This is a genomic window from Pedobacter ginsengiterrae, assembly GCF_039537385.1.
Lineage (GTDB): Bacteria > Bacteroidota > Bacteroidia > Sphingobacteriales > Sphingobacteriaceae > Pedobacter > Pedobacter ginsengiterrae.
Map to the genome: position 1 here is coordinate 19135 of NZ_BAABAK010000020.1, position 24583 is coordinate 43717.

23 protein-coding genes are annotated in these 24583 nt (G+C 36.2%); 22 read left to right on the plus strand and 1 reads right to left on the minus strand.

The features are described 5' to 3' along the window. The first annotated feature begins 61 nt into the window (after nucleotides 1–61). The 21 genes from ABD692_RS18705 (at nucleotide 62) to ABD692_RS18805 (ending at nucleotide 19932) form a co-directional block, all read left to right on the plus strand. Nucleotides 62–1777, plus strand: a complete 1716-nt coding sequence (locus tag ABD692_RS18705; protein ID WP_344769422.1) for a tetratricopeptide repeat protein — start codon at nucleotides 62–64, stop codon at nucleotides 1775–1777. An 84-nt stretch (nucleotides 1778–1861) separates the two neighbouring features. Next, nucleotides 1862–2233 carry an NADH-quinone oxidoreductase subunit A gene (locus ABD692_RS18710; protein ID WP_316764416.1) on the plus strand — a complete coding sequence of 124 codons (372 nt, stop codon included), beginning with the start codon at nucleotides 1862–1864 and terminating at the stop codon, nucleotides 2231–2233. Between the two features lie 208 nt (nucleotides 2234–2441). Next, nucleotides 2442–2984 (plus strand): NADH-quinone oxidoreductase subunit B, encoded by a 543-nt coding sequence (locus ABD692_RS18715; protein ID WP_039472971.1) that lies wholly within the window; start codon nucleotides 2442–2444, stop codon nucleotides 2982–2984. After that, nucleotides 2984–3484, plus strand: coding sequence for an NADH-quinone oxidoreductase subunit C (locus ABD692_RS18720; protein WP_316764413.1), 501 nt, complete (start codon nucleotides 2984–2986; stop codon nucleotides 3482–3484). The genes ABD692_RS18715 and ABD692_RS18720 overlap by 1 nt, the downstream gene beginning before the upstream one ends. Before the next feature lie 91 nt (nucleotides 3485–3575). Then, nucleotides 3576–4790, plus strand: a complete 1215-nt coding sequence (locus ABD692_RS18725; protein ID WP_316764411.1) for an NADH-quinone oxidoreductase subunit D — start codon at nucleotides 3576–3578, stop codon at nucleotides 4788–4790. After that, nucleotides 4783–5295: an NADH-quinone oxidoreductase subunit NuoE family protein gene (locus ABD692_RS18730; RefSeq protein WP_344769426.1), complete on the plus strand. Its 513-nt coding sequence runs from the start codon at nucleotides 4783–4785 to the stop codon at nucleotides 5293–5295. Before ABD692_RS18725 ends, ABD692_RS18730 begins: the two co-directional genes overlap by 8 nt. Nucleotides 5296–5376: 81 nt before the next feature. After that, on the plus strand, nucleotides 5377–6744 hold the full coding sequence (gene nuoF, locus ABD692_RS18735; RefSeq protein ID WP_344769428.1) for an NADH-quinone oxidoreductase subunit NuoF: 1368 nt from the start codon (nucleotides 5377–5379) through the stop codon (nucleotides 6742–6744). A 209-nt stretch (nucleotides 6745–6953) separates the two neighbouring features. Further along, nucleotides 6954–7964 (plus strand): NADH-quinone oxidoreductase subunit G, encoded by a 1011-nt coding sequence (locus ABD692_RS18740; RefSeq protein ID WP_344769430.1) that lies wholly within the window; start codon nucleotides 6954–6956, stop codon nucleotides 7962–7964. Continuing rightward, nucleotides 7964–9001, plus strand: coding sequence for an NADH-quinone oxidoreductase subunit NuoH (gene nuoH, locus ABD692_RS18745; RefSeq protein WP_316764398.1), 1038 nt, complete (start codon nucleotides 7964–7966; stop codon nucleotides 8999–9001). The genes ABD692_RS18740 and nuoH overlap by 1 nt, the downstream gene beginning before the upstream one ends. A 2-nt stretch (nucleotides 9002–9003) precedes the next feature. Further along, complete coding sequence (locus ABD692_RS18750) at nucleotides 9004–9507, plus strand: NuoI/complex I 23 kDa subunit family protein (protein WP_123205668.1); 504 nt, start codon at nucleotides 9004–9006, stop codon at nucleotides 9505–9507. 189 nt (nucleotides 9508–9696) lie between these two features. Beyond that, entirely contained in the window at nucleotides 9697–10200 is a 504-nt protein-coding gene (locus tag ABD692_RS18755; RefSeq protein WP_344769434.1) for an NADH-quinone oxidoreductase subunit J family protein, read from the plus strand. Continuing rightward, a complete protein-coding gene (nuoK, locus tag ABD692_RS18760; protein ID WP_010601897.1) occupies nucleotides 10200–10529 on the plus strand; it encodes an NADH-quinone oxidoreductase subunit NuoK in 330 nt (109 codons plus the stop codon). The genes ABD692_RS18755 and nuoK overlap by 1 nt, the downstream gene beginning before the upstream one ends. 13 nt (nucleotides 10530–10542) lie before the next feature. Beyond that, nucleotides 10543–12444, plus strand: a complete 1902-nt coding sequence (nuoL, locus tag ABD692_RS18765) for an NADH-quinone oxidoreductase subunit L (RefSeq protein ID WP_425567357.1) — start codon at nucleotides 10543–10545, stop codon at nucleotides 12442–12444. A 22-nt stretch (nucleotides 12445–12466) separates the two neighbouring features. Then, nucleotides 12467–13933, plus strand: coding sequence for a complex I subunit 4 family protein (locus tag ABD692_RS18770; protein WP_344769437.1), 1467 nt, complete (start codon nucleotides 12467–12469; stop codon nucleotides 13931–13933). Nucleotides 13934–13936: 3 nt separating this feature from the next. Beyond that, entirely contained in the window at nucleotides 13937–15310 is a 1374-nt protein-coding gene (locus ABD692_RS18775) for an NADH-quinone oxidoreductase subunit N (protein WP_344769439.1), read from the plus strand. A gap of 47 nt (nucleotides 15311–15357) precedes the next feature. Beyond that, nucleotides 15358–16014 carry a DedA family protein gene (locus tag ABD692_RS18780; RefSeq protein ID WP_344769441.1) on the plus strand — a complete coding sequence of 219 codons (657 nt, stop codon included), beginning with the start codon at nucleotides 15358–15360 and terminating at the stop codon, nucleotides 16012–16014. A gap of 1 nt (nucleotide 16015) precedes the next feature. Continuing rightward, nucleotides 16016–16567 carry an inorganic diphosphatase gene (locus tag ABD692_RS18785; RefSeq protein WP_316764380.1) on the plus strand — a complete coding sequence of 184 codons (552 nt, stop codon included), beginning with the start codon at nucleotides 16016–16018 and terminating at the stop codon, nucleotides 16565–16567. Between the two features lie 71 nt (nucleotides 16568–16638). Further along, nucleotides 16639–17994: a hemolysin family protein gene (locus tag ABD692_RS18790; RefSeq protein ID WP_410478699.1), complete on the plus strand. Its 1356-nt coding sequence runs from the start codon at nucleotides 16639–16641 to the stop codon at nucleotides 17992–17994. 8 nt (nucleotides 17995–18002) lie between these two features. Then, nucleotides 18003–18707 carry a 16S rRNA (uracil(1498)-N(3))-methyltransferase gene (locus ABD692_RS18795; RefSeq protein WP_344769444.1) on the plus strand — a complete coding sequence of 235 codons (705 nt, stop codon included), beginning with the start codon at nucleotides 18003–18005 and terminating at the stop codon, nucleotides 18705–18707. Next, a complete protein-coding gene (locus ABD692_RS18800) occupies nucleotides 18704–19429 on the plus strand; it encodes a DUF4159 domain-containing protein (RefSeq protein WP_344769446.1) in 726 nt (241 codons plus the stop codon). The genes ABD692_RS18795 and ABD692_RS18800 overlap by 4 nt, the downstream gene beginning before the upstream one ends. Before the next feature lie 2 nt (nucleotides 19430–19431). Then, nucleotides 19432–19932 (plus strand): acyl-CoA carboxylase biotin carboxyl carrier protein subunit, encoded by a 501-nt coding sequence (locus ABD692_RS18805; protein WP_344769448.1) that lies wholly within the window; start codon nucleotides 19432–19434, stop codon nucleotides 19930–19932. A 59-nt stretch (nucleotides 19933–19991) separates the two neighbouring features. On the opposite strand, the gene ABD692_RS18810 is transcribed toward ABD692_RS18805, so the two are convergent. After that, on the minus strand, nucleotides 19992–21644 hold the full coding sequence (locus ABD692_RS18810; protein ID WP_316764368.1) for an SUMF1/EgtB/PvdO family nonheme iron enzyme: 1653 nt from the start codon (nucleotides 21642–21644) through the stop codon (nucleotides 19992–19994). 249 nt (nucleotides 21645–21893) lie between these two features. Between ABD692_RS18810 and ABD692_RS18815 the strand changes: the two genes are divergently transcribed. Then, nucleotides 21894–24476 (plus strand): AsmA-like C-terminal region-containing protein, encoded by a 2583-nt coding sequence (locus ABD692_RS18815; protein ID WP_344769450.1) that lies wholly within the window; start codon nucleotides 21894–21896, stop codon nucleotides 24474–24476. Nucleotides 24477–24583 lie beyond the last annotated feature (107 nt).

The following is a 24583-nucleotide window of genomic DNA, read 5'->3' on the forward strand; positions in this document are numbered from 1 at the left end:
AGATGAAGCTTACATACGATTATGTAAGTTTATAACCATTAAAAAAACAGATTAAAGAACTATGAAAATTTTAAAGAAAGCAATAACCTTAAATGTTGGTTTGGTGTTGATAGGTTCTGCAGTTTTTGCTCAAAATTTAAATGACGCGAAAAAAGCCATTGATGCTGAGCAATATCAGAAAGCATCATCAATGCTTAAATCTTTAGTAAGCTCTCAGGCGTCTAATGGTGATAACTATTACAATTTAGGCCTAGTTTATTTAAAAACAGGTTATATTGATTCTGCAAGAGCAGTATTCAATAAAGGTATATCTGCAGATGCCAAAAGCGCATCTAACTATGCAGGTTTAGGAGAGGCAGATATATTATCTGGTAATGCAACATCTGCTAAAACAAATTTTGATAAAGCGGTAGCAGCTGCTCCAAAAGATTATAAAACTTATTTAGCGATTGGTAAAGCTTATTTAGCGCAAGATAAACCTAGCGAAGATGTATCTAAGCCAGATTTCGCAAATGCTATTGCTAATTTAACTAAGGCTGATGAACTTGATGCTAAAGATAAAGATGCAGAAGTTTTTATTGGTTTGGGTGATGCTTATGCTTTACAAAAGAAAAATTCTGAAGCCATTGGCCCTTATTTCCGTGTTGGAGATATCGATCCTACAAACAGAAGGGCTGGAACTCAGTTAGGTAAAATGTATAAAGAAGCTCGTTCATTTGCTGAAGGTGAACAGGAATTAAACAAAGTTATTGCTGCTGATGCAAATTATGGCCCTGCTTACCGTGAGTTAGGAGAGCTTTATTTACAATGGAGTAGTTTTGGAACAGATAAGCCAAAAGCTGCAAAAGCAACTGAATTGTACAAAAAATACCTTGATTTAACTGATAAATCTTTAGAATCTCAGTTGCGTTATATGCAATTCTTATTCTATGCGAAAGACTATCAGGCATTAGAGCAAGTTGCATCTTCAATTCAAGTTCCTGCAAACGATCCTAAAGGAATCATTGTTTCCAGATTAAAAGGTTGGTCTGCTTATGAGAATAAAAACTATCCTCAGGCATTAACAAACTTGACTGAATATTTTGCTAAACAAAAGGATACAACCAAAAATCTTGCTTATGATTATCTTTATTTAGGTAAGGCGCAGTTAAAAGCTGGTCAAGATAGTTTGGCTTTAATCAATATTACTAAAGCAGTAGCTAAAGATTCTACCAACGCTGATGCATTATCTGAAGTAGCTAAAAGCCTATACGATGCTAAGAAATTCGGGAAAGCTGCTCAAGTTTATGAGAAGGCTATAAAAGCTAATCCAAATGGAAAAGGCTCATTATATAACTATTATTATAATGCCATGGCTAACTATTTCGATTATGGAGCAAAATATAGCGCTAAACAAAATCCTTCTAAGGATATTTTGGTAAAGGCTGATTCCGCTATCGCAAAAGTAATACAAATTTCTCCTGATACTTATGATGCTTATGTAACTAGAGCTCGTATTAACAGTTTATTAGATGACGATAAAGACCCTAAAGGCTTAATGATTCCTTTTTATGAGGAATACATCAAAAAGATCAGTGAAAAACCAGAATTAGTTAGTGCAAATGCTAAAAAACTTTCTGAGGCATATGATACTATCGGTGGTTTCTATTTCTATAAAGACAAAGCAAAAGCAAAAGAATATTTTGATAAAAGTGTATCCGTTTATCCTTCAGGAACGTTTGCTGCTGCTAAGTTGAAAGAGTTAGCTGCTCCTGCTCCAAAGGGAAAAGGTAAGTAATTACAACAGTTAAATAATTTTAGAAAAGGCAGAGTTTGGTTACTCTGCCTTTTTCTTTTACTTTTGCATCAGAAAATAAAGATTATGCAAGCGCAAAGTACCTCAATAGATTTTTTACCAATTATATTTCAAGTAATTGTTGCATTAGGTTTTGTAGTAACCACTTTAGTTGCTACACACTTTTTAGGTCCAAAACGTAAAACCAGCGATAAGCTTGAAGTTTTTGAAGCAGGTGTTAAATCTGTAGGTAATGCTCGTCAACCTTTCTCCATTAAGTATTTTGTTGTTGCTATCCTTTTCGTATTATTCGATATCGAAGTTATTTTCATGTATCCGTGGGCTGTTAACTTCCGTGAGCTTAGAATGGATGGAATGATAGAAATGTTCATCTTTATGGGTACCCTTCTATTAGGTTTTGTTTATGTAATTAAGAAGAAAGTTCTAGACTGGAACTAGCCTATTGATTGTTTTTAACACAAGCAATACTCAATTTACAAGGTTAGTTGGAGATCTGGAGTTTACTTGTGTATCAATTACACTTACTTGCTGGGTTTTGATTTATTTAGAAAGGTTCTAAATCAAGCTAAGCTAGTTTAATTGCCTTTAAAATATTGTAAATTTGTTGCTCATTCTGCAAAGGGATGAGCATTTTTTGTTTATAAACATGAGTGAAATTAATATAGTTGATGCGCCTCCAGGAACCGAAGGACCTGGCTATTTTGCCACTTCTTTAGATAAAGTGATTGGTTTGGCACGTTCAAATTCATTATGGCCTCTACCGTTTGCAACATCTTGTTGTGGAATCGAGTTTATGGCAACCATGGGTTCTCATTACGATTTAGGTCGTTTTGGTGCAGAGCGTTTGAGCTTTTCTCCCCGTCAGGCCGATGTTTTAATGGTAATGGGTACAATTGCTAAAAAGATGGCGCCAGTACTTAAACAAGTATATATTCAAATGGCAGAGCCACGTTGGGTTATGGCTGTTGGTGCTTGTGCAAGTAGCGGTGGTATTTTCGATACCTATTCTGTGTTACAAGGTATTGATGAGGTTATTCCAGTAGATGTTTATGTGCCGGGTTGTCCGCCAAGACCAGAAGCTATTTTAGATGGTTTTCAGCGTATTCAGGATTTGGTTAAAAACGAATCTGGCAGAAGAAGAAACTCTGATTATTATAAGGAACTTTTAGGTCAATACGGTATTAAGTAATGGAAGAAACTACACTAAATAACGATATTCATACTAAGCTGACTGAAAAGTTTGGTGAAAAGGTTACAGCTGTTTCTGAACCTTATGGTTTGTTAACTTTTGTAACGTATAAAGATGTTATCGTAAACGTGCTTTCGCATCTTAAGGACGAATTAAAGTTTAATTTCTTAACTGATATCACAGCTGTGCATTACCCTGGTCAAGATCATGGTATTGCCGTAGTTTACCATTTAAACAACATGGTTGAGCGTGTAAGAATCAGAATTAAGGTTTTCATTTCAGAACAAAATCCAACTATTCCTACGGCAACCACGGTTTGGAAAGGAGCTAACTGGATGGAACGTGAAACTTATGATTTATTCGGAGTTAAGTTTGAAGGTCACCCAGATTTACGCCGTATTTTAAATATGGATGATTTAGGTGTTCACCCGATGTTGAAACAATATCCATTGGAAGACCCAAACAGAGTAGATAAAAAAGACGAATTTTTTGGAAGGTAAACCCTTGGCCTCTAAAGGGGAATTGGATAGAATATATAAGTAAATAATTAACAAATTTGAAAGGAGTTCCGAGTTTTCGGAATTAAGGTCTATGAATCATAACCATCCGGTATATACAGATAACGATCCGCAAAGTGAGTTGGTAACCTTAAACTTAGGTCCGACGCACCCTGCAACACACGGTGTTTTTCAAAACGTTTTGCAATTAGATGGCGAGCGTATTGTTAGCGGCGTTTCTACAATTGGGTACATTCACCGAGCTTTTGAAAAGATTGCCGAACATCGCCCGTTTTATCAAATTACACCATTAACCGACCGTTTAAACTATTGTTCTTCACCTATCAATAATATGGGATGGCATATGACGGTTGAGAAATTGTTGAATATCCAAATGCCTAAGCGTGTAGATTATCTTCGCGTAATCATCATGGAGCTTTCCCGTATTGCCGATCACATTATTTGTAACACAATTATTGGTCAGGATACTGGAGCAACAACAACTTTCCTTTACCTTTTTCAATTTCGTGAACACATTTATGAGATTTTTGAGGAGGTTTGTGGTGCCCGTTTAACAACAAATATTGGTCGTATAGGCGGTTTTGAAAGAGATTTCAATGATATTGCTTTTGCTAAAATCAATAAATTTTTAAAGGAGTTTCCAGTAGCTTTGAAAGAGTTTGAAAACCTTTTAACCCGTAATCGTATTTTTATCGACAGAACTGCTGGTGTTGCTGAAGTAACTAAAGAAGCTGCTTTAGAATATAGCTGGACTGGTCCGTTGCTTCGTGCAGCTGGAGTAGATTACGATGTTCGTGTAGCTGATCCATATTCTTCATACCAAGATTTCGATTTCGAAATTCCAGTAGGTACAAGTGGTGATATATACGACAGGTATTTGGTGCGTAATGAAGAAATGTGGCAAAGTTTACGCATTATCGAACAAGCGCTTTTGAAGTTGAAAACAGAAGAAAAAGGTGTTTTTCATGCTGATGTTCCTGATTTTTACCTTCCCCCAAAACAAGAAGTTTACAACAATATGGAAGCATTAATCTATCACTTTAAAATTGTGATGGGCGAAATTGATGCTCCAAAAGCAGAAGTTTATCACGCTGTAGAGGGCGGAAACGGCGAGCTAGGTTTCTATCTGATTAATGATGGTGGCCGTACGCCTTATCGTTTACACTTCCGCAGACCAAGTTTTATAAATTACCAAATGTTTGCACCAATGAGCGAGGGAATGTTATTATCCGATGCCATTATCAACATGAGTAGTATGAATATTATTGCAGGAGAATTAGATGCTTAAAGTAGAAGAACAAACACCTGTAGTGTTTTCATCAGAATTGCTAGCCAAGTTTGATGATGTTAAGAGTCGTTACCCTGAAGGTAAGCACAAATCAGCGTTGTTACCACTATTACATTTGGTGCAGGCAGAATATCTTTGGGTACCTACATCAGCAATGGATCAAGTTGCCGAATATTTAAATATTCAGCCGATTGAAGTTTACGAAGTAGCAACATTTTATACTATGTACTTCTTAAAACCACAAGGTAAATATGCTTTGGAGGTTTGCCGTACTGGTCCTTGCTGCCTGGTTGGAGCAGAAAAAATATTAGACCACTTAGAAAATAAGTTAGGTATTAAAGAAGGTGAAGTTACGGCAGACGGTTTATTCAGCTTTAGAGGAGTTGAATGTTTAGCAGCTTGCGGTTTCGGTCCGGTATTGCAAATTAGCCCGGAATACACTTTCTATGAAAACTTAACTACCGAAAGTGTAGATAAACTGATTGAAGATTTGAAAAATAAATAAGATTTGAGAAACCAGATATGAGATATGAGAATTGGCAATTTGCCTAACATCTCAGGTCTCACATCTCACATCTAAAAAATAATGAGTCGCAAATTATTACTTGAGCATATAAACGTACCAGGCATCAATACACTTGAAGTCTATCGCCAAAAAGGTGGGTACCGTGCTGTGGAAAAAGCTCTTAAAACTTTAACACCTGAAGAGATTGTTGAAGAGGTTAAGAAATCTGGTTTACGCGGTCGTGGTGGTGCGGGTTTCCCAACGGGGATGAAATGGAGCTTTTTGGCTAAACCAGAAGGTGTTGCACGTTATTTGGTTTGTAACGCTGATGAGTCTGAGCCAGGAACTTTCAAAGATCGCTACTTGATGACTTACATACCCCATGCTTTAATTGAGGGAATGATTGTTGCCAGTTTTGCTTTGGGTGCAAAGGTTTCATACATCTACGTTCGCGGAGAAATGATGCCTCAAATTCGTATTCTGGAAAAAGCAATTGCTGAGGCAAAAGCTGCAGGATGGTTGGGCAAAAATATTTTAGGAACAGGTTACGATTTAGAATTATATGTTCAGCCAGGTGGTGGTGCTTACATTTGCGGCGAAGAAACTGCATTATTAGAATCACTTGAAGGTAAAAGAGGTAATCCGAGAATTAAACCACCTTTTCCAGCTATTGCAGGTTTGTATGGGTGCCCAACGGTAGTAAATAACGTAGAGTCGATTGCTGCAGTAGTACCAATTATTAACGATGGTGGCGATGAATATGCTAAAATTGGTATTGGTAGAAGTACAGGTACAAAATTAATATCAGCATCGGGTAACTTGGTAAAACCAGGTGTTTACGAAATAGAATTAGGTTTACCAGTTGAAGAATTTATTTATTCTGATGAATATTGTGGTGGTATTGCTAACGGTAAACGTTTAAAAGCAACCGTTGCAGGTGGTTCATCTGTGCCAGTTTTGCCAGCTAACCTAACATTGAAATATGCTAATGGCGAACCTCGTTTGATGAGTTACGAATCTTTATCAGAAGGTGGATTTGCTACTGGAACCATGATGGGTTCGGGTGGTTTTATTGCTTTTGATGAAGATCAATGCATGGTTCGCAATACCTGGAATTTCTCTCGTTTTTACCACCACGAAAGTTGCGGACAATGTTCGCCTTGCCGTGAAGGTACAGGATGGATGGAAAAAGTATTGCACAAAATTGAACACGGTCATGGAACGATGAGTGATGTAGATTTACTTTGGGATATTCAACGTAAAATTGAAGGTAATACGATTTGCCCGCTTGGCGACGCAGCAGCATGGCCAGTTGCAAGTGCAATTCGTCATTTCAGAGATGAATTTGAGTGGCATATTAAAGAGCCAGTTAAGAGTCAGCAACAAAATTATGGAATTGCTAACTATGCTGTGCCAATAGAAAAAGTTGTTGTAACGGAAGAGAAATAATTTTCCCTCGGTTCGTGTCATCACGAAACGAAACATGAAATATAGAATTGGTTTGTGAAGACACGAATCAGGGCGGGAAAGCAAGAGTTTTAACGCTACGTCATTGCGAGGAACTAAGCAATCCTAATGCGATGACATATTAATAAAGAGATTGCTTCGTGCCTCGCAATGACGGCATGAGCATAAAAAATAAAAGATTATCATTAACCATGAGTGAAAAAGTTAAGGTTACGATAGACGGAATAACTGTAGAGGTTGATAACGGAACCACTATCCTAAATGCTGCAAGGCAAATTGGAGGTGATATCGTTCCGCCAGCAATGTGCTATTATTCTAAGTTAGAAGGAAGTGGTGGTAAATGCCGTACCTGTATTGTTAAGGTAACAAAAGGTTCGGAAAAAGACCCACGCCCGATGCCAAAATTGGTTGCATCTTGCCGTACAACCGTAATGGATGGTATGGAAGTGTTGAACATTACTTCGCCAGAGGTTTTAGAGGCACGTGCAGGTGTGGTAGAAATTTTATTGATCAACCACCCTTTAGATTGCCCTGTTTGCGATCAGGCTGGTGAGTGTGATTTGCAGAATTTAGGTTACGAACATGGCTTGCAAAAAACTCGTTACGAGTTTGAGCGTCGCACTTTTGACCGTATTGATATTGGCGATAAAATTCAATTACACATGAATCGTTGTATTCTGTGTTATCGTTGTGTTTTCACTGCTGATCAGATTACAAACAAACGTGTTCATGGTATTTTAAACCGTGGCGACCATTCTGAAATTTCTACTTATATCCAACAGGCTGTTGATAACGATTTCTCAGGAAACGTAATTGATGTTTGCCCAGTTGGTGCTTTGACTGATAAAACTTTTCGTTTTAAAAACCGTGTTTGGTTTACCAAGCCAGTTGATGCACATCGCAATTGCGACCATGAAAAATGCAACGGTAAAGTAACGCTTTGGTACAAAGGTGAAGATGTTATTCGTGTAACAGCACGTAAAGATCAGTTTGGCGAGGTTGAAGAATTTATTTGTAATACTTGTCGCTTTGATAAAAAGGCAACTTCAGATTGGACGATCGAGCACCCAACTCATATTGATGATACTTCGGTAATTGCATCGAACCATTACGAAACATTAAAACCACTGCCAGTAATTATGCCAAACGTAGCATTACAGGCAGCGAATGAAATTGAGTTACATAAAACAGTAAAATACTAATGGATACAGGTTTTATCATAGAGAAATTTATTCTGGTAGCTGTAATTTTCGGTATCAGTTTAGTCGTAGCCATGTATTCTACTTATGCAGAACGTAAAGTTGCTGCATATCTTCAAGACCGTTTAGGTCCAGATAGAGCAGGCCCTTTTGGTATTTTACAGCCTTTGGCTGATGGTGTAAAAATGTTTATGAAAGAGGAAATCATTCCCTCTTCATCAAACAAATGGTTATTTATTGTTGGGCCAGGCTTGGCTTTACTTTGTGCCTGTATTGGTACAGCCGTTATTCCTTGGGGAAGCCCCATGGAAATTGGCGGTAAAATGGTTCCGCTGCAAGTTGCTGATATTAATGTTGGAGTTTTATACATTTTTGGTGTAGTTTCTTTAGGTGTTTACGGCGTTATGATTGGTGGTTGGGCATCGAATAACAAATATTCATTATTAAGTGCCATTCGTGCTGCATCACAAAACATCAGTTACGAAATTGCAATGGGTTTGTCTATCATCGCTTTGCTTTTGATGACGAATACATTAAGCTTGAAAGAAATTGTTGACCAGCAACACGGTTGGAGATGGAATGTATTGTACCAGCCATTAGGATTTTTAATCTTCATGGTATGTTCTTTTGCAGAAACTAACAGAGCACCATTTGATTTACCGGAGTGTGAAACCGAGTTAATCGGTGGTTACCATACCGAGTATTCTTCAATGAAATTAGGTTTCTATCTATTTGCTGAATACATCAACATGTTTGTTTCATCAGCAGTAATGGCAACATTATATTTTGGTGGATATAATTATCCTGGAATGGATTCTATGGCGGTTTGGCTAGGTCCGACATGGGCACCACTTTTTGGTACAGGTATTTTCTTTGCGAAAATAATCTTCTTTATCTTTTTCTTCATGTGGGTACGTTGGACAATCCCGCGTTTCCGTTATGATCAATTGATGAATTTGGGCTGGAAAGGTTTAATACCTTTGGCTATTGCCAACATTATAATAACTGGAATTGTGATTGCGATTATTGAGAAGTTTTAATTATGGAATCATTAAGTAATAAGAAAAAAGTACTGGAACAAAAGCCGTTAAGCTTTATGGAAAGGATGTACTTACCTGCTATTGCAAAAGGTATGGGCATTACCATTAGTCACTTATTCAAAAAAGAGGCTACTATAAGATATCCAGAAGTAGAGCGTGAATTCTCGGCTAACTTTAGGGGGATGCACTCGCTTAAACGCGATGAAAACGGGAAAGAGCGTTGTACAGCTTGTGGTTTGTGTGCATTATCTTGCCCAGCTGAAGCAATCACTATGATTGCAGCAGAACGTAAGAATGATGAAAAGCATTTGTATCGCGAAGAAAAATATGCAGCAACTTATGAAATTAATATGTTGCGTTGTATTTTCTGCGGATTATGTGAAGAGGCTTGTCCGAAAGAGGCAATTTACCTGGACGGACCAATTGTACCTGCTGATTATTTACGTAAGGATTTTATTTACGGAAAAGATAAGTTGGTTGAAGCTCCATTGGAGATGAAAAAATAAAAATGCGGTTCGTGAGGACACGAACCACGGCAATTGAAAAATATTGTCATCCTGAGTTTGTCGAAGGAGTAAACATATAGTATAATCCGTCATTGCGAGGAACGAAGCAATCCTAATGCGATAGACGTTAAATAAATAAGATTGCTTCGTGCCTCGCAATGACGAGGAGTACAAACAAATAACAAATTAATGAGTACACAAGTATTCTATTTCGTAGCCACATTAAGTATCATCTTTTCGCTGATGGTGATTTTTGCAAAAAATCCGATCCATAGCGTTCTATACTTAATCCTTACCTTTTTCACATTCACAGTACATTATGTATTGTTGAATGCGCAGTTTTTGGCTGTTGTAAACTTCATTGTTTATATGGGTGCAATTATGGTATTATTCCTATTTGTACTAATGCTCCTCAACTTAAATAAGGAAACCGAGCCTGTAAAATCTCCTTTGATCAAAATTGTGGGCGTAATTGCAGGCTGTTGCTTAATTGTAACCTTAGTTGGTTCTTTTAAAGCTGCAACCATTACAAGTCCTTTAATTTTGAAAAATCCAGGATTAGGTTTGGTAGAAAACTTGGGTAAAGAGCTTTTTGGGCCATTCTTATTGCCATTCGAATTATCATCTCTATTACTATTGGCGGCAATGGTTGGAGCAGTTTTATTATCTAAAAGAGATGAGGTAGAAGTATAATGGAAAATCTAACTACACAAATGGCAGGCGTACCACTAAATCATTACATCTATTTATGTGCAATTATTTTCACAATTGGTGTAATTGGCGTGTTAACCCGCAGAAATGCAATCGTAATTTTTATGTCGGTTGAGTTGATGCTAAATGCAGTGAATTTGCTTTTAACGGCTTTCTCTGTGCATAGCAACGATCCTTCAGGACAGGTTTTTGTATTCTTCATTATGGCGCTTGCTGCTGCAGAGGTTGCAGTTGGTTTAGCGATTATTGTAATGGTTTACAGAAATACAAAATCCATAGATATTAATGTTTTAAATCGCCTTAAGTGGTAAATATATATTAAGAATGACAATAGAACAATTGATTTGGTTAGTTCCGTTACTTCCTTTTTTAGGGTTTGTAATTAACGGGCTGGGCAGAAAATCTTTATCTAAAGGACTTGTTGGTATCATTGGAAGTGGGGTAATTTTAGCCTCTTTCCTTATCAGCGTAGTTATTTTCTTTAGTTTACAAGGCGATACACAAAAATCTCACGAAGTATTTTTATTTGATTGGATTAGCGCTGGAACATTACACATTCCTTTATCATTTCTGGTTGATCCGTTGAGCTCAATCATGCTTTTGATTATTACGGGGATTGGTTTCTTAATCCATTTATATTCGACCAGCTACATGCATGATGATGAAGGATTCGGTAAGTTCTTCTCTTATCTGAACCTGTTTGTGTTTTTTATGCTTTTATTAGTATTGGGTTCAAACTACATCGTAATGTTTATCGGTTGGGAGGGTGTAGGTTTATGCTCATACCTTTTAATCGGTTTCTGGTACACCAATAGTGCCTATGCATCGGCAGCTAAAAAGGCTTTCGTAATGAATCGTATTGGTGATTTAGGTTTCCTATTAGGTGTATTCTTAATGTTCAACTTCTTCGGAAGCGTTGAGTTTTCAAAAATATTCCCACAGGCAGCAAACATGTTGCCAGGTAACAATACCTTGGTTTTGATTACCATTTTGTTATTTATTGGAGCTTGTGGTAAATCGGCACAGTTGCCTTTATTTACATGGTTGCCAGATGCGATGGCTGGGCCAACACCAGTTTCTGCTTTAATTCACGCGGCAACGATGGTAACGGCTGGTATTTATATGATTGCCCGTTCGAGCGTATTATTTGATCTTGCTCCATTTACACAACACATTATTGCAATTGTTGGGGCAGCAACAGCATTGGTAGCAGCTATTATTGCGCTAACCCAAACAGACATTAAAAAAGTATTGGCCTATTCAACTGTATCTCAACTAGGTTATATGTTTTTAGGCTTAGGCGTTGGCGCTTATACAGGTTCATTCTTCCACGTTTTAACTCACGCATTTTTCAAAGCATTATTATTCTTAGGGGCAGGTTCGGTAATTCATGCTATGCATCACGAACAAGATATGCGCCACATGGGTGGATTGAGAAAGAAACTTCCAATTACTTTCTTAACGATGATGATTGGTACCATTGCAATAGCTGGTTTGCCTCCATTCTCTGGTTTCTTCTCTAAAGATGAAATTTTAGCGCATGCCTTCCAATATAGCCCAGTGCTTTGGGGTATTGGCGTATTAACGGCATTCTTAACCGCTTTTTATATGTTCAGAATGATGTTCCTTACTTTCTCAGGAAAATATCGCGGAACGCATCATGAAGAAAGCCATGTTCATGAATCGCCAGCAGCAATGACTACACCGCTAATAATTTTAGCCGTTTTAGCCGCAATTGGTGGAGCAATTAACATCCCTCACGTTTTCGGTGGAAACGAATGGTTAGCACATTGGTTGACTGGAGCGGGTGTTTCGCAACATGAATTAGATTTAAGTCATTCAACTGAGTTTACTTTAATGGGTGTTTCTGTCTTAGCAGCTATTTTTGCTTTACTTTATGCTTATACCAGATACGTTAAAGGTGCTCGTGTTCCCGTTGCTGATGAAGCACCACGTTCTGCACTGGCGAAATTATCATACAATAAATTTTATTTAGATGAGATTTACGATTTCATCATTACAAAACCATTAGATGCTTTTTCAAGATTTTTCTATAGGATAATCGATACCAAGTTTATAGATGGAATTGTAAATGGATTAGGTTGGAGTACAAACGAGGCAAGTAAGGGCATTCGTTTGTTACAAAGTGGAAACGTAGGATTCTACATATTTATGATGGTAGTTGGTATCATCGCATTGCTTGCTTATACATTTTATTACATTTAATTAGTCGTTCAAAACAAAATAGATGGAACTTTTTATTCTTATATTTTTACCATTAGCATGTGCTTTGATTTCGGCTGTTTTAGGAAATCAAAAAACAAGTAAGCGTGCAGTAGTTGCATTATCATTGTTTCCGCTTCTTTTAACGATTCAGTTACTGTTTCGTTTTGAAGCTAATGCAAGTACACAATTTGAGGTTAATTTACCTTGGATTAAAGATTTAGGCATTAGCTTTCACGCAGGTATAGACGGTATTAGTATGCTTTTGGTTTTGTTAACCAATTTACTTGTACCAATTATTATATTAACTACGTTTAATCGCGAATACAAAAATCAATCAGCCTTTTTCGCATTGATATTTTTCATGCAAAGCGGATTATTATTGGTGTTTACGGCGATGGATGCTTTCCTTTTCTATATCGGATGGGAAGCCGCTTTAATTCCAATTTATTTTATCTGCGCATTTTGGGGTGGAAAAGATAGAATTCGCATTAACATGAAGTTCTTCGTTTATACAATCGCAGGTTCATTGTTTATGTTGATGGGGATCATTTATCTATACTTACAGAATCCTGCTCACAATTTTGAGATTCAAGCATTTTATGCTTTAAATTTAGATAGCGCACAACAAGGGTGGATTTTCTGGGCTTTCTTTATAGCGTTTGCCATTAAAATGCCAATTTTCCCTTTCCACACCTGGCAACCAGATACTTATACAGCCGCTCCAACTCAGGGAACGATGTTATTATCAGGCATCATGTTAAAAATGGGTATTTACGGTGTAATCAGATGGTTGTTACCAATTGTACCAACAGGTGTTCAAGATTGGTCTTGTTTGGCAATGGTGCTTTCTATCATCGGGATAGTGTATGCATCACTAATCGCATTTACACAGAAAGACGCTAAGCGTTTAGTTGCGTATTCATCAATTGCTCACGTTGGCTTAATTTCGGCAGGTATATTTGCATTGAATCAGCAAGGTATGCAAGGTGCGATGGTACAGATGTTAAGTCACGGTATTAATGTAGTTGGTTTGTTCTTCGTTTTAGATATTATTTTCTCAAGAGTAAAAACCAATAAAATTGAAGAATTGGGCGGTATCGCTAAAGTGGCACCTCAATTAGCAATTACATTCTTAATAATTGTTTTAGGCACAGTGGCTTTACCAGGAACGAATGGTTTTATTGGAGAGTTCTTATTGCTAATGGGCGTTTATAATTACGGAATTTGGGCAGCAGCAATTGCAGGTTTAACTATTATTTTCGGAGCAGTTTATATGTTGCGCATGTACCAGAACGTAATGCTTGGCAAAACCAACGAATTAACCATTACATTCACCGATATTCAGGGAACTGAAAAATTGGTTCTTTATATTATTTGTGCTTTGATTATTATTTTGGGTGTATATCCGAAACCGTTATTGCACTTAACAGAGGCATCTGTACAACATTTATTAGAACAGGTAAATCAAAAATTAACATCAGTAAAATAAGCAATGAATATTATCATAACCATTAGTATAACCGCTTTTATTGTACTTTATGCAGGTTTGTTTAAAGCAAAGAAAGCATTATTGCCGCTTACTGTTGTTGGCCTTCTTACTGCGCTGGGTTTTACTGCTGCTGCATGGAATGGCAATGCAGTACACTTCGGAATGATGCAAACCGATAATTTCGCTTTAGCATTTTCTGGTGTTTGTATTATCGGAACACTTTTAATTTTCTTATTAACACAAAATTATTTCCACTCGAAGAGTGATAACATAGCAGAATATTACACCTTAATTCTTTTCGCCCTTGCGGGGATGATTATGATGGTGTCTTACAAAAACATGGCGATGTTATTTGTTGGTTTGGAAATCATGTCAGTAAGTTTATATATTCTTGCCGGCATTCGTAAAAAGGATTTTGCCTCTAACGAAGCTTCGTTGAAGTATTTCTTAATGGGTGCTTTTTCAACAGGATTTTTGCTGTTTGGTATTACTTTAATTTATGGTGCATCAGGTTCATTCGACTTAGATAAAATCCAAGCTTATTTAGTTGATAATAATAAGGCGATTTCACCAATCTTTTATCCAGGTGTGATCTTAATGATGATTGGTTTATGTTTTAAAATAGGCGCTGCTCCATTTCATTTCTGGACTCCAGATGTTTACGAGGGGTCGCCAACATTAATTACCACCTTCATGAGTACCGTGGTTAAAACTGCTGGTTTTGCTGCCTTCTTAAGGTTATTCGCTGATGTGTTTGCACCACTTCATGATTTCTGGGTTGTCCCTTTAATTGTAATTGTTTGCTTAACTCTATTTATTGGAAACGTTACCGCATTGTTTCAAAAGAACTTTAAGCGTATGCTGGCTTACTCGAGTATTTCTCACGCAGGTTACTTATTATTTTCGTTAGTTGTTCTAAGTGCGAATTCAGAAAACAACGTTTTAGTTTATGCAGCGGCATATACATTTGCATCAATCATTGCTTTTGCTGTATTAATTCTCGTTAAACAAAAAACAGGAAACGATAGCTTTGAAAGTTTTAATGGCTTAGGAAAGAAAAATCCTTTAGTTGCTTTAGCGCTTACCGTTGCTATGTTATCGTTAGCTGGTATTCCATTAACTGCAGGTTTCATCGGTAAATATCTGATGTTCTTAAACGTAATGGGCGAATATCAAACGCTATTAGTTGCGTTTGCAATTCTAAATGCATTAGTTGGTTTTTACTACTATTTCAAGGTTATTGTTGCTATGTGGTTTAAAGATGGTGCAGAAATTGAACTTTCTACACCAGCACAATACAAAGTTGTTTTAATAATTTCAGTAGCAATTACACTTATTTTAGGTATTTATCCTGCGATTATATTAAACCTGATATAGGTATGCACTTGTTAGAGAATTATTTGTAGTTTTACGAATAATTGAATATGCACGATTTTTGGACTAACCTTCAGCATTTAATTTCTCCCGAAAAATTATTGAGGGAGGGCGGTTTCTATCTTGTTGTATTCGTTATCTATGCTGAAACTGGCCTGTTCTTTGGCTTTTTTCTTCCAGGAGATTACTTACTATTTTTAGCGGGCATGTTTGTAGCAACGGGCAAACTCGATGTTAACATTGCCGTACTTCTTGCAGGACTATGTATAGCAGCTATTTCAGGAAATTTTACGGGTTATTGGTTTGGTAGAAAAACAGGGCCAGTATTGTACACCAGAAAAGACAGTTTTTTCTTCAAAAAGCGATACTTAAAAGCTGCTGAGGAATATTACAACAAACAAGGTGCCTTTGCACTCATAATGGGCAGGTTTGTTCCGATAGTTAGAACTTTTGCACCGATTTTTGCTGGTGTTGTAAAATTAGATTTTAAAAAGTTTGCCTTGTATAATATAGCAGGCGGAGTGCTTTGGATTTGCTCGCTTACGTTACTTGGCTATTTTCTAGGCAAAAGATTCGAAAAGGAAATTAACGATTACTTACTATATATTATTATTGGCTTTATCATTATCACAACTATCCCTTTATTGATTACCTTTGTGAAAAGTAAAGTAAAAAGCCCCGAAGAGGAAAAAGAAGATTTAAATTAAAATGGCAAAAGACGAAACCCACGCTTGGCATAGCGTATCCCCTGGAAAAAACGTTCCAGAAGTTGTAAACGCAATCATTGAAATTCCAAAAGGCTCAAAAGCCAAATATGAAATAGATAAAGAATCTGGTTTGATTAAATTAGACAGGGTTCTTTTTTCATCAGTAATGTATCCAGCAAACTATGGCTTTATTCCGCAAACTTATTGCGATGATAAAGATCCGTTAGATATTCTGGTGCTTTGTTCGGTAGATGTTTACCCTATGACATTGATTGAAGCAAAAGTTGTTGGTGTTATGCATATGGTTGATAATGGCGAACAAGATGATAAAATTATTGCAGTTGCTGCACATGATATGTCTGTAAACTATATCAATGATTTGGATGAATTACCTCCACATCAAATGAAAGAGATTGTTCGTTTCTTTCAGGATTATAAAGCATTAGAAGAGAAAAATGTAACTATCGAACATTTACTTGGTGTTCGTTATGCGCATAAAGTAATTAAAGAAAGCATAGAACTTTATAATACAACATTTAGAGAATTAGCTTAATGGATTTACCCACGGTTTGCTTGTTTTTAAATTTAAAATTAAGCGCAATCCTTCCATCATCAAATTTGGCGATGGTTGCCTTGCAGGAAACTGATACAACTTCAGTTGGATGGCGGTTATTTTTTGCCTTATTTTTAGTATTGCTTAACGGTTTTTTTGTTGCGGCAGAGTTCGCAATTGTTAAGGTTCGTGCATCGCAAATTGAAATTAAGGCAAAATCAGGCAGTCGCGTAGGGAAAATGGCCAAAACCATTATCCATAATTTAGATGGCTATTTAGCCGCAACACAATTGGGTATAACGCTTGCATCACTAGGCTTAGGTTGGGTTGGTGAAGGCGTTATGCATACCATCTTTAAAAATCTTTTTGATAGTTTGCAATGGGGCTTTAGCGATGCTACAATTCATACGGCATCAACTATCGTAGCTTTTTCGCTAATTACCATCATGCACATCGTGTTTGGTGAATTGGCTCCGAAATCTTTTGCTATTCAAAGACCAGTTGCAACTACTTTATTTGTCTCTGTGCCTTTGCAGATTTTTTATGTGGTTTTTAAACCATTCATTTGGACTTTGAACAGTCTTGCCGCAATTATTCTTAAACCCTTTGGTATTGATACTTCGGCTGGACATGAATCTTTACATAGTACAGAAGAACTGCAATATTTATTAGATCAGGGTAAGGAAAGTGGTGCTTTGGATAATAATGAACATGAGCTGATTAAAAACGTTTTCGATTTTAATGAGCGTGTTGTTAAAAACATTATGGTTCCGAGAACTAAAATTTCGGGAATAGAGCTTACCTCACCAAAGGAAGAAGTTATCGATAGAATTATTAAGGAAGGCTATTCGCGTTTACCTGTATACGATGAGATTATGGACAAAATTGTTGGTATTATCCATGCCAAAGATATTTTGCCTTTAGTTGCAGCAGGTAACCAACACTGGACTTTGAATGATATTATCCGTAAACCATATTTCGTTACAGAAACTAAGAAAATTAACGATTTGATGAGCGAGCTTCAAAGCAATCGCATTCAAATCGCCATTGTTTTGGATGAGTTTGGCGGTACTGCAGGTATGGTAACGCTCGAGGATATTGTAGAAGAACTTGTTGGTGAAATCCAGGATGAGTACGACGAGGAAAAACCATTAGTTGAGAAAATCTCAGACAATGAATTCATTGTAAACGCATCTGCAACGGTTTATGATGTAAATGAGCATTTGCCACACGATTTGCCAGAAGACGAAGATTTCGATACCATTGGCGGTTTGGTTTCTCACGTTTTCGAAAGAATTCCTGAAGTTGGAGAAAGCAACGAATCTTATGGTTATCTGTTTACCATTCTAAAGAAAACAGAGCAAAACATCGAAACGATTAAGTTAGAATTGGTTATCAATGAAGGAGATATGGTTGATAATCACTAATTTCAACTATGCATATTTTTTATACCCCAGATATAACCCAACCCACTTATACGCTTAACGAAGAAGAAAGTAAACATTGCATACGCGTTTTGCGTTTGCCAGTTGGTACTTTAATATATCTTGTTGATGGTAAAGGTGGTTTCTACACAGCTGAAATTGCTACTGATAATCCAAAAAAAGTAAGCCTAAAGGTTCTTAATGTAGAAACGGACTATCAAAAGCGGAATCATTATTTACATGTTGCCGTAGCTCCAACTAAAAATATTGATCGTATAGAGTGGTTTTTAGAAAAGGCTACAGAATTGGGGATTGATGAAATTACACCAATTATTTCAGACCGATCAGAACGTAAAGTGGTCAAAGAAGATCGCCTAAATAAAGTAATTACATCTGCTGTAAAGCAATCGATAAAAGCTTATCATCCCAAGTTAAATGAAGCAATTTCTTTAGATGCATTTTTAAAACTTCCTTTCGAAGGAGATAAATTAATTGCCCATTGTATTAATAACGCTGGCAAGAAATACATTTCAGATTTAGTTAAACCTCATGGCCGATATTTAATTATGATTGGTCCTGAAGGAGATTTCACTTCCGATGAAGTTGATAATGCTTTGAATAAAGGCTTTAAAGCTTTAACTTTAGGAGATAACAGATTGCGTACAGAAACTGCTGCACTATCTGTTTGTTTTGAGATCAATTACCTAAACCGATGAGAAGAGTTGAAAGTTATAAGTTAAAAGTTATAAGTAAAAGCAACGCAACCAAAAAGCACTTATTTCCACCGTTCGGCATCGTTACTCTTTGCTCTTTTATCCTTTTCTTAACTTCGTTTACCGTTCCTTCCTATCGAATGGCGAAATTAAAATATAGCGGCGGTGGCGACTGGTATGCAGATCGTACGGCTTTGCCTAATTTGATTGCTTTTTGCAACGCAAATCTTAAAACAAATTTTTATCCTGAAGAGAGTATTGTTGAAGTTGGCAGCAAAGAATTATTTAACTATCCTTTTGTGTATATGACTGGGCATGGAAATGTGGTTTTTGGTGATCAGGAAGTTAAAAATTTAAGGCAATATTTAATAGGCGGAGGTTTTCTGCATATCGATGATAATTATGGTTTAGATAAATTTATCAGACCACAAATGAAAAAGGTGTTTCCAGAATTGAGTTTTGTTGAGCTACCTGCTAATCACGAGCTATACAATCAAAAATTTAAATTTCCAGCTGGCCTGCCAAAAATCCATGAACATGATAACAAAAGGCCACAAGGTTTCGCCTTAATATATAAAGGCAGAGTAGTTTGCTATTATACGTTTGAATGCGATTTAGGAAACGGTTGGGAAGATTTCGGTACTTATCCAGAAGATACACAGGAAACTCGTACAAAAGCGCTAAAAATGGGCGCAAATTTAGTTCAGTATGCTTTAATTCAATAGATATGCACAAAGTAAAAGTTAACAACAAATTCCTTTTTGATATAGATGCTCAGGATTCAGGTTTACTGATCAACGGTAAATCAATCGCTATAGATACAAGCCAAGTTGGATTAAATTCTACCAATGTAATTTATGAGCATAAATCTTACAATACTGAATTGGTTGAACTTAATAAAGCTGAAAAACTTTGCATAATTAAGGTAAATGGAAATACCTATAAAATTCAGGTTGAAGATCAGTTTGATCAATTGTTAAAACAACTAGGATTAGATAATCTTGCCACAAATAAAGTTGCAGAGATAAAAGCACCTATGCCTGGATTGGTTTTAAATGTAATCGTAAAAGAAGGTGCTGAGATTAAAAAAGGCGACAATCTTTTAGTGCTTGAGGCTATGAAGATGGAAAATATTTTGAAGTCTTCGACAGACGGTATTGTTAAGAAAGTTTTAATTAAACAAGGTGATAAAGTAGAAAAGAATCAGATATTAATTCAGTTTAAATAGTCTGCACAAATCTATAATAACAAAAAATGCCCGATTTTCATCGGGCATTTTTTGTTAGGTTATCTTTTAGGATTAAAAGCTTTAGGTTTTGCCTGCTTGAAGTTTCTTTTTCCTGCAGTGCTGATTTCAGGAGCTCCAAGCATTGTCATTGCACAACGGAAACCAACTTCAGCCGAAGCATCGTCTTGTTGTAAGAAACGACGTGTAGCTGGATTTAACCAGTAAGCCATATCGTTCCATGAACCACCTTTATAAACTCTTGATTTATCATTAACTAAAGAAACACCTTCTTCGTTTAATAATTTGTTTTGCTTGTCGCGATAACCTCTTTCATCAGCCTGGTAATTGGTTACTGCTGCAGTTGGATCTGGAGATTTAGCAATAGAATCTGCTCTTTTTGCTAAAGCTTGTTTCTCTGCCCAAGTTAATTTCTTACCAGAATAAGCATTTCCTTTAATTGGTTTGCCATATTTATCTAAAGCTATTTTTCCATTAGCCGCGTCAGATAATTGCTTATCCTGGAATTGGTTACCACGATAAGGATTAAAAGCTTCTGCATCAGTAAATGTTCCTGTACGATAAACGTCATTTACCCATTCGTTAACGTTGCCAGCCATGTTATAGAGTCCGAAATCGTTAGGGTTATAAGAAAGTACCGGAGCAGTTAAATCTGCTTTATCATTTAATGAACCACCAACACCCATGTAATCACCAGGTGCTCTTTTAAAGTTGGCTTGCACTAAACCTCTTGTTTTTTTACTTGCAGAACTCACGCCTAAGCCGTTCCAAGGATATATTTTGTTTTGACTTACGTTTTCGTATTCTGTATTACCAATTAAGCCTAAAGCAGCATATTCCCACTCCGCTTCTGTTGGTAAACGATAAGGCTGCATAATTACACCATCTTCTAAAGTTGCATTTCTAGTTGGGGTAGCATTGCCGCCTCTTCCACCTGCTGCCCCAACAGATGCACCTGCACTTGCATTGTAATCTTTAGGTGCGTTCTTTCCTTTGTCATCATACTGGCCATTTAAGTAAGCCTCGGTATTAAATGGTTTATCTGGTCTTGCAGTTGCAGCAGCCGTGGTTGTGTTTCCGCGACCTGTTTTATTTCCTGCTAATTCTTTATAACCAGTTAAAATACCTTTCTGACGTAATATGTATTCATTTGCCTGAGAAGTTCTCCATTCGCAGAAGCGTGACGCTTGTTCCCAGCTTACACCTACAACAGGGTAATCTCTATATGCAGGGTGTCTTAAATAGTTATCTACGTAAGGTTCATTGTACGATAATGCACGACGCCAAACTAAAGTATCGGGCAATTCATTGTAATAATATTCACGGTCTTCAGGATAACTGGTTCTAATCCAGTGTAAGTATTCTAACCAATCGGTGTTTGAAACTTCGGTTTCATCCATATAAAACGACGGTACAGTAACCTGTCTTTTGTAGTTGTAAATGTTAGGTTCAACTCCTGCAACCTCAATTGCACTTCCGCCAACAACTAAAACACCACCTTCAATAGGAATTAAGCCAGGTCCAGGTGCACGTTTGTATTTGCTTGCTACAGAAAAACTACTGTAAGTTTTGTTTTTCTTGTCTGCATAAGGAATTCCTGTTTTACTTGAAGCACCGCCTTTGTTGCCTCCACAAGAAGAAAGAGCAGTAACAAGGGTAATGCAAGTAAAAGAATATAGTAATAGTTTTTTCATATGTTGCTTTATAACATGAATTAGGGCTTATTCAACCGATAAATTTACGGAAATTTATATGATTTCGTAAAATTTGTGTTAATAAATGTTTCGTGTATGTTTTTTTAAGCTAAACGTATTAATCTTCAATGTATTGTGGTGGTGGTGAATTAGTTTGCAATGCTTTAACAGAATAGATTTTAAGTTTAATTTTGGAGTGCTTATTGTGTATTTTCATAATTCAAACCATTCATCATTAAAGATTAAACTATGCTTAAAAAAGTTTCGATTGTAATTTTATCCTTATTCATAATCTTTTTTGCTGCTGCAATAGCTATTCCTTTATTTTTCAAAAAGGAAATTGATGCCAAAATCAAGTCTGCCATAAATAAAAGTGTTAATGCAAAAGTTGATTTTAAGGATTTGGATTTAAGTTTAATTAGCTCTTTTCCCAATTTGGGGATAAAAATCAACAATTTAACCATAGTAGGCATTGATAGTTTTGCTAAAGATACATTGGCGAATGTTAAACAATTGCAACTAAATGTTAATTTATTAAGCGTTATTAAGGGCGAAACCTATCAAATTAAATCAGTAAATTTAAATGAACCTAATATTTTTGCCCATGTATTAAAAAGCGGAAAGAGTAACTGGGATATTATGAAGTCCGACTCTACTTCTACCTCTGGTGATACTGCTAAAACAGCCTTCAAAATAGCTTTGCAAAAATATACGATTGAGAAAGGCAAGATTATTTACGATGATGCTTCGCTCGGATTTTTCATGAATTTGGAAAACCTGAACCATACAGGAAAAGGAGATTTTACTCAGGATTTATTTACGCTTCAAACGCAATCAGATATCGAAAAACTGACTGTTAAGTATGGCGGAATTCCTTATTTAAATAAAGTGAAGTTAGATGCAGAACTACCAATTGATATTGATTTGAAGCATATGAAATTTGCTTTCGCTGAAAATAAAATCAAACTAAATGAATTAGTTTTATCTGCAATTGGGTATTTAGCAATGCCAAACGATCAGGATATTGTTATGGACCTTAAGTTCGATGCAAAACAATCGGAGCTTAAAAATTTCCTGTCGCTTATTCCTGCAATTTATGCTGCCAACTTTAAAGATATGGAAGCAAGGGGCAAATTTGCTATGAATGGAGTGGCAAAAGGCACCTATAATGATAAATCTTTACCTGCTTTCAATGTAAATCTATCTATAGAAAATGGTAAAGTTAAATATCCTTTTTTGCCTTCGGCGATAAATAACATTCAGGTAAAATCTCAAATTACTAATCCTGATGGAGTTATTGATCATACAGTTGTTAACGTTCCTGCTTTTCACCTAGAATTTGGTCAGGTTCCTGTTGATGGTAGATTGCTACTTAAAAATCCAACTACAGATCCATATGTTGATATGGCATTAAAAGGAAAATTAGATTTGAAGCAATTAACAGCCATATTTCCGATGAAGGATATGACTTTAAGCGGGATTTTAGATGCCGATGTGCAGGCTGCCGGTAGAAAATCATCAATTGATAAAGGACAATATGAGGCCTTTAAAGCATCAGGACAAATATTAGCTAACAACTTTAATTATGCTGGGAAAAATGTTCCAATGCCTGTAAGTGTTTCAACGGCTAAAATGGTTTTTAGTCCGAAAAACATAACATTAAGCAATTTATCTGCTAAAGTTGGTAAGAGCGATTTTGCCGCCAATGGTTCAGTAAATAATTACCTGAGCTACTTCTTTAAAAAGAATCAGGCTTTACAGGGTAATTTTAATATGTCATCGAATTTAATTGATGTAAATGAGTTAATGGGTCCGAAATCGACAACCGAAGAATCTGGAAAAAAAACAGATTCAAAATTATCGGTTTTTGAAGTTCCTGGTAATATAGATTTTAATTTAGCCGCAAAGGCTGGTCGGGTTTTATACGATACCTACGATATTACGAATGCCCATGGCACTTTATTGGTGAAAAACAAAACTGTAACCTTTAAAGATATGGCGATGAATATGCTTGATGGAACGGTAAAAATGAATGGTTCATACGCAACAGTAGATCCGAAGAAGCCAAAAGTAGATGTAGATTTTGGAATTGAAAAAATGGATATTCAAAAGGCATTCTCAGCATTTAATACGGTTAAACTACTTGCACCAGTTGCTAAATACACTAAAGGGATTTTTTCTACAAATTTAAAATTCAACTCCGATTTAGACGAACACATGATGCCTGTTTATTCGAGCATTAATGCAGAGGGCTTAACAAACATTATTCAAGCTGTTGTAGATGGTTTTGAACCGTTGAATAAGTTGGCTTCATCATTAAGTTCTGATAAATTTAAAAAGCTTGAGCTTAATAATTTAATTACCAAATTTAAAATCAATGATGGCCGCTTAAATGTAGCTCCATTCGATATTAAAAAAGATGGAATTGTGATGAATGTTCAAGGTTCGAATGGTTTAGATCAAACTATGGATTACGATTTAGGGTTAAATTTACCAAGAGCTATGTTAGGGGTAAAAGCCAATGAAACTGCCAATGCTATGATTGCAAAGTTAAATGGTAAGGTTGGAACTAACGTATCTATGAGTGAAACAATAAAGGTAAATGCTGTTTTAGGGGGTACGTTTTTAAAACCAACAATTAATTTAAAATATGGTGCTGGTGATACTAAAACTGCTGTAAAAGATGTTGTAAATAATGCGATTGCCGATAAAAGAGCAGAGTTGGAAACTAAGGCGCAAGCAAAGATCGATACTGTTAAGGCCAAGGCAACAGAAAAGGTTAAAGATGCCATTGCTGATAAATTAAATAGTTTATTTAAGAAAAAGAATTAATTAAATTTAGAGACGATTTCGATCTGAAACAATTGCTAATAAAAGTCGTAGTTTTAGTTAGTAAGAATTTCAAAAAGCGTAAGTTTACTGTAAAATATAATTATGGC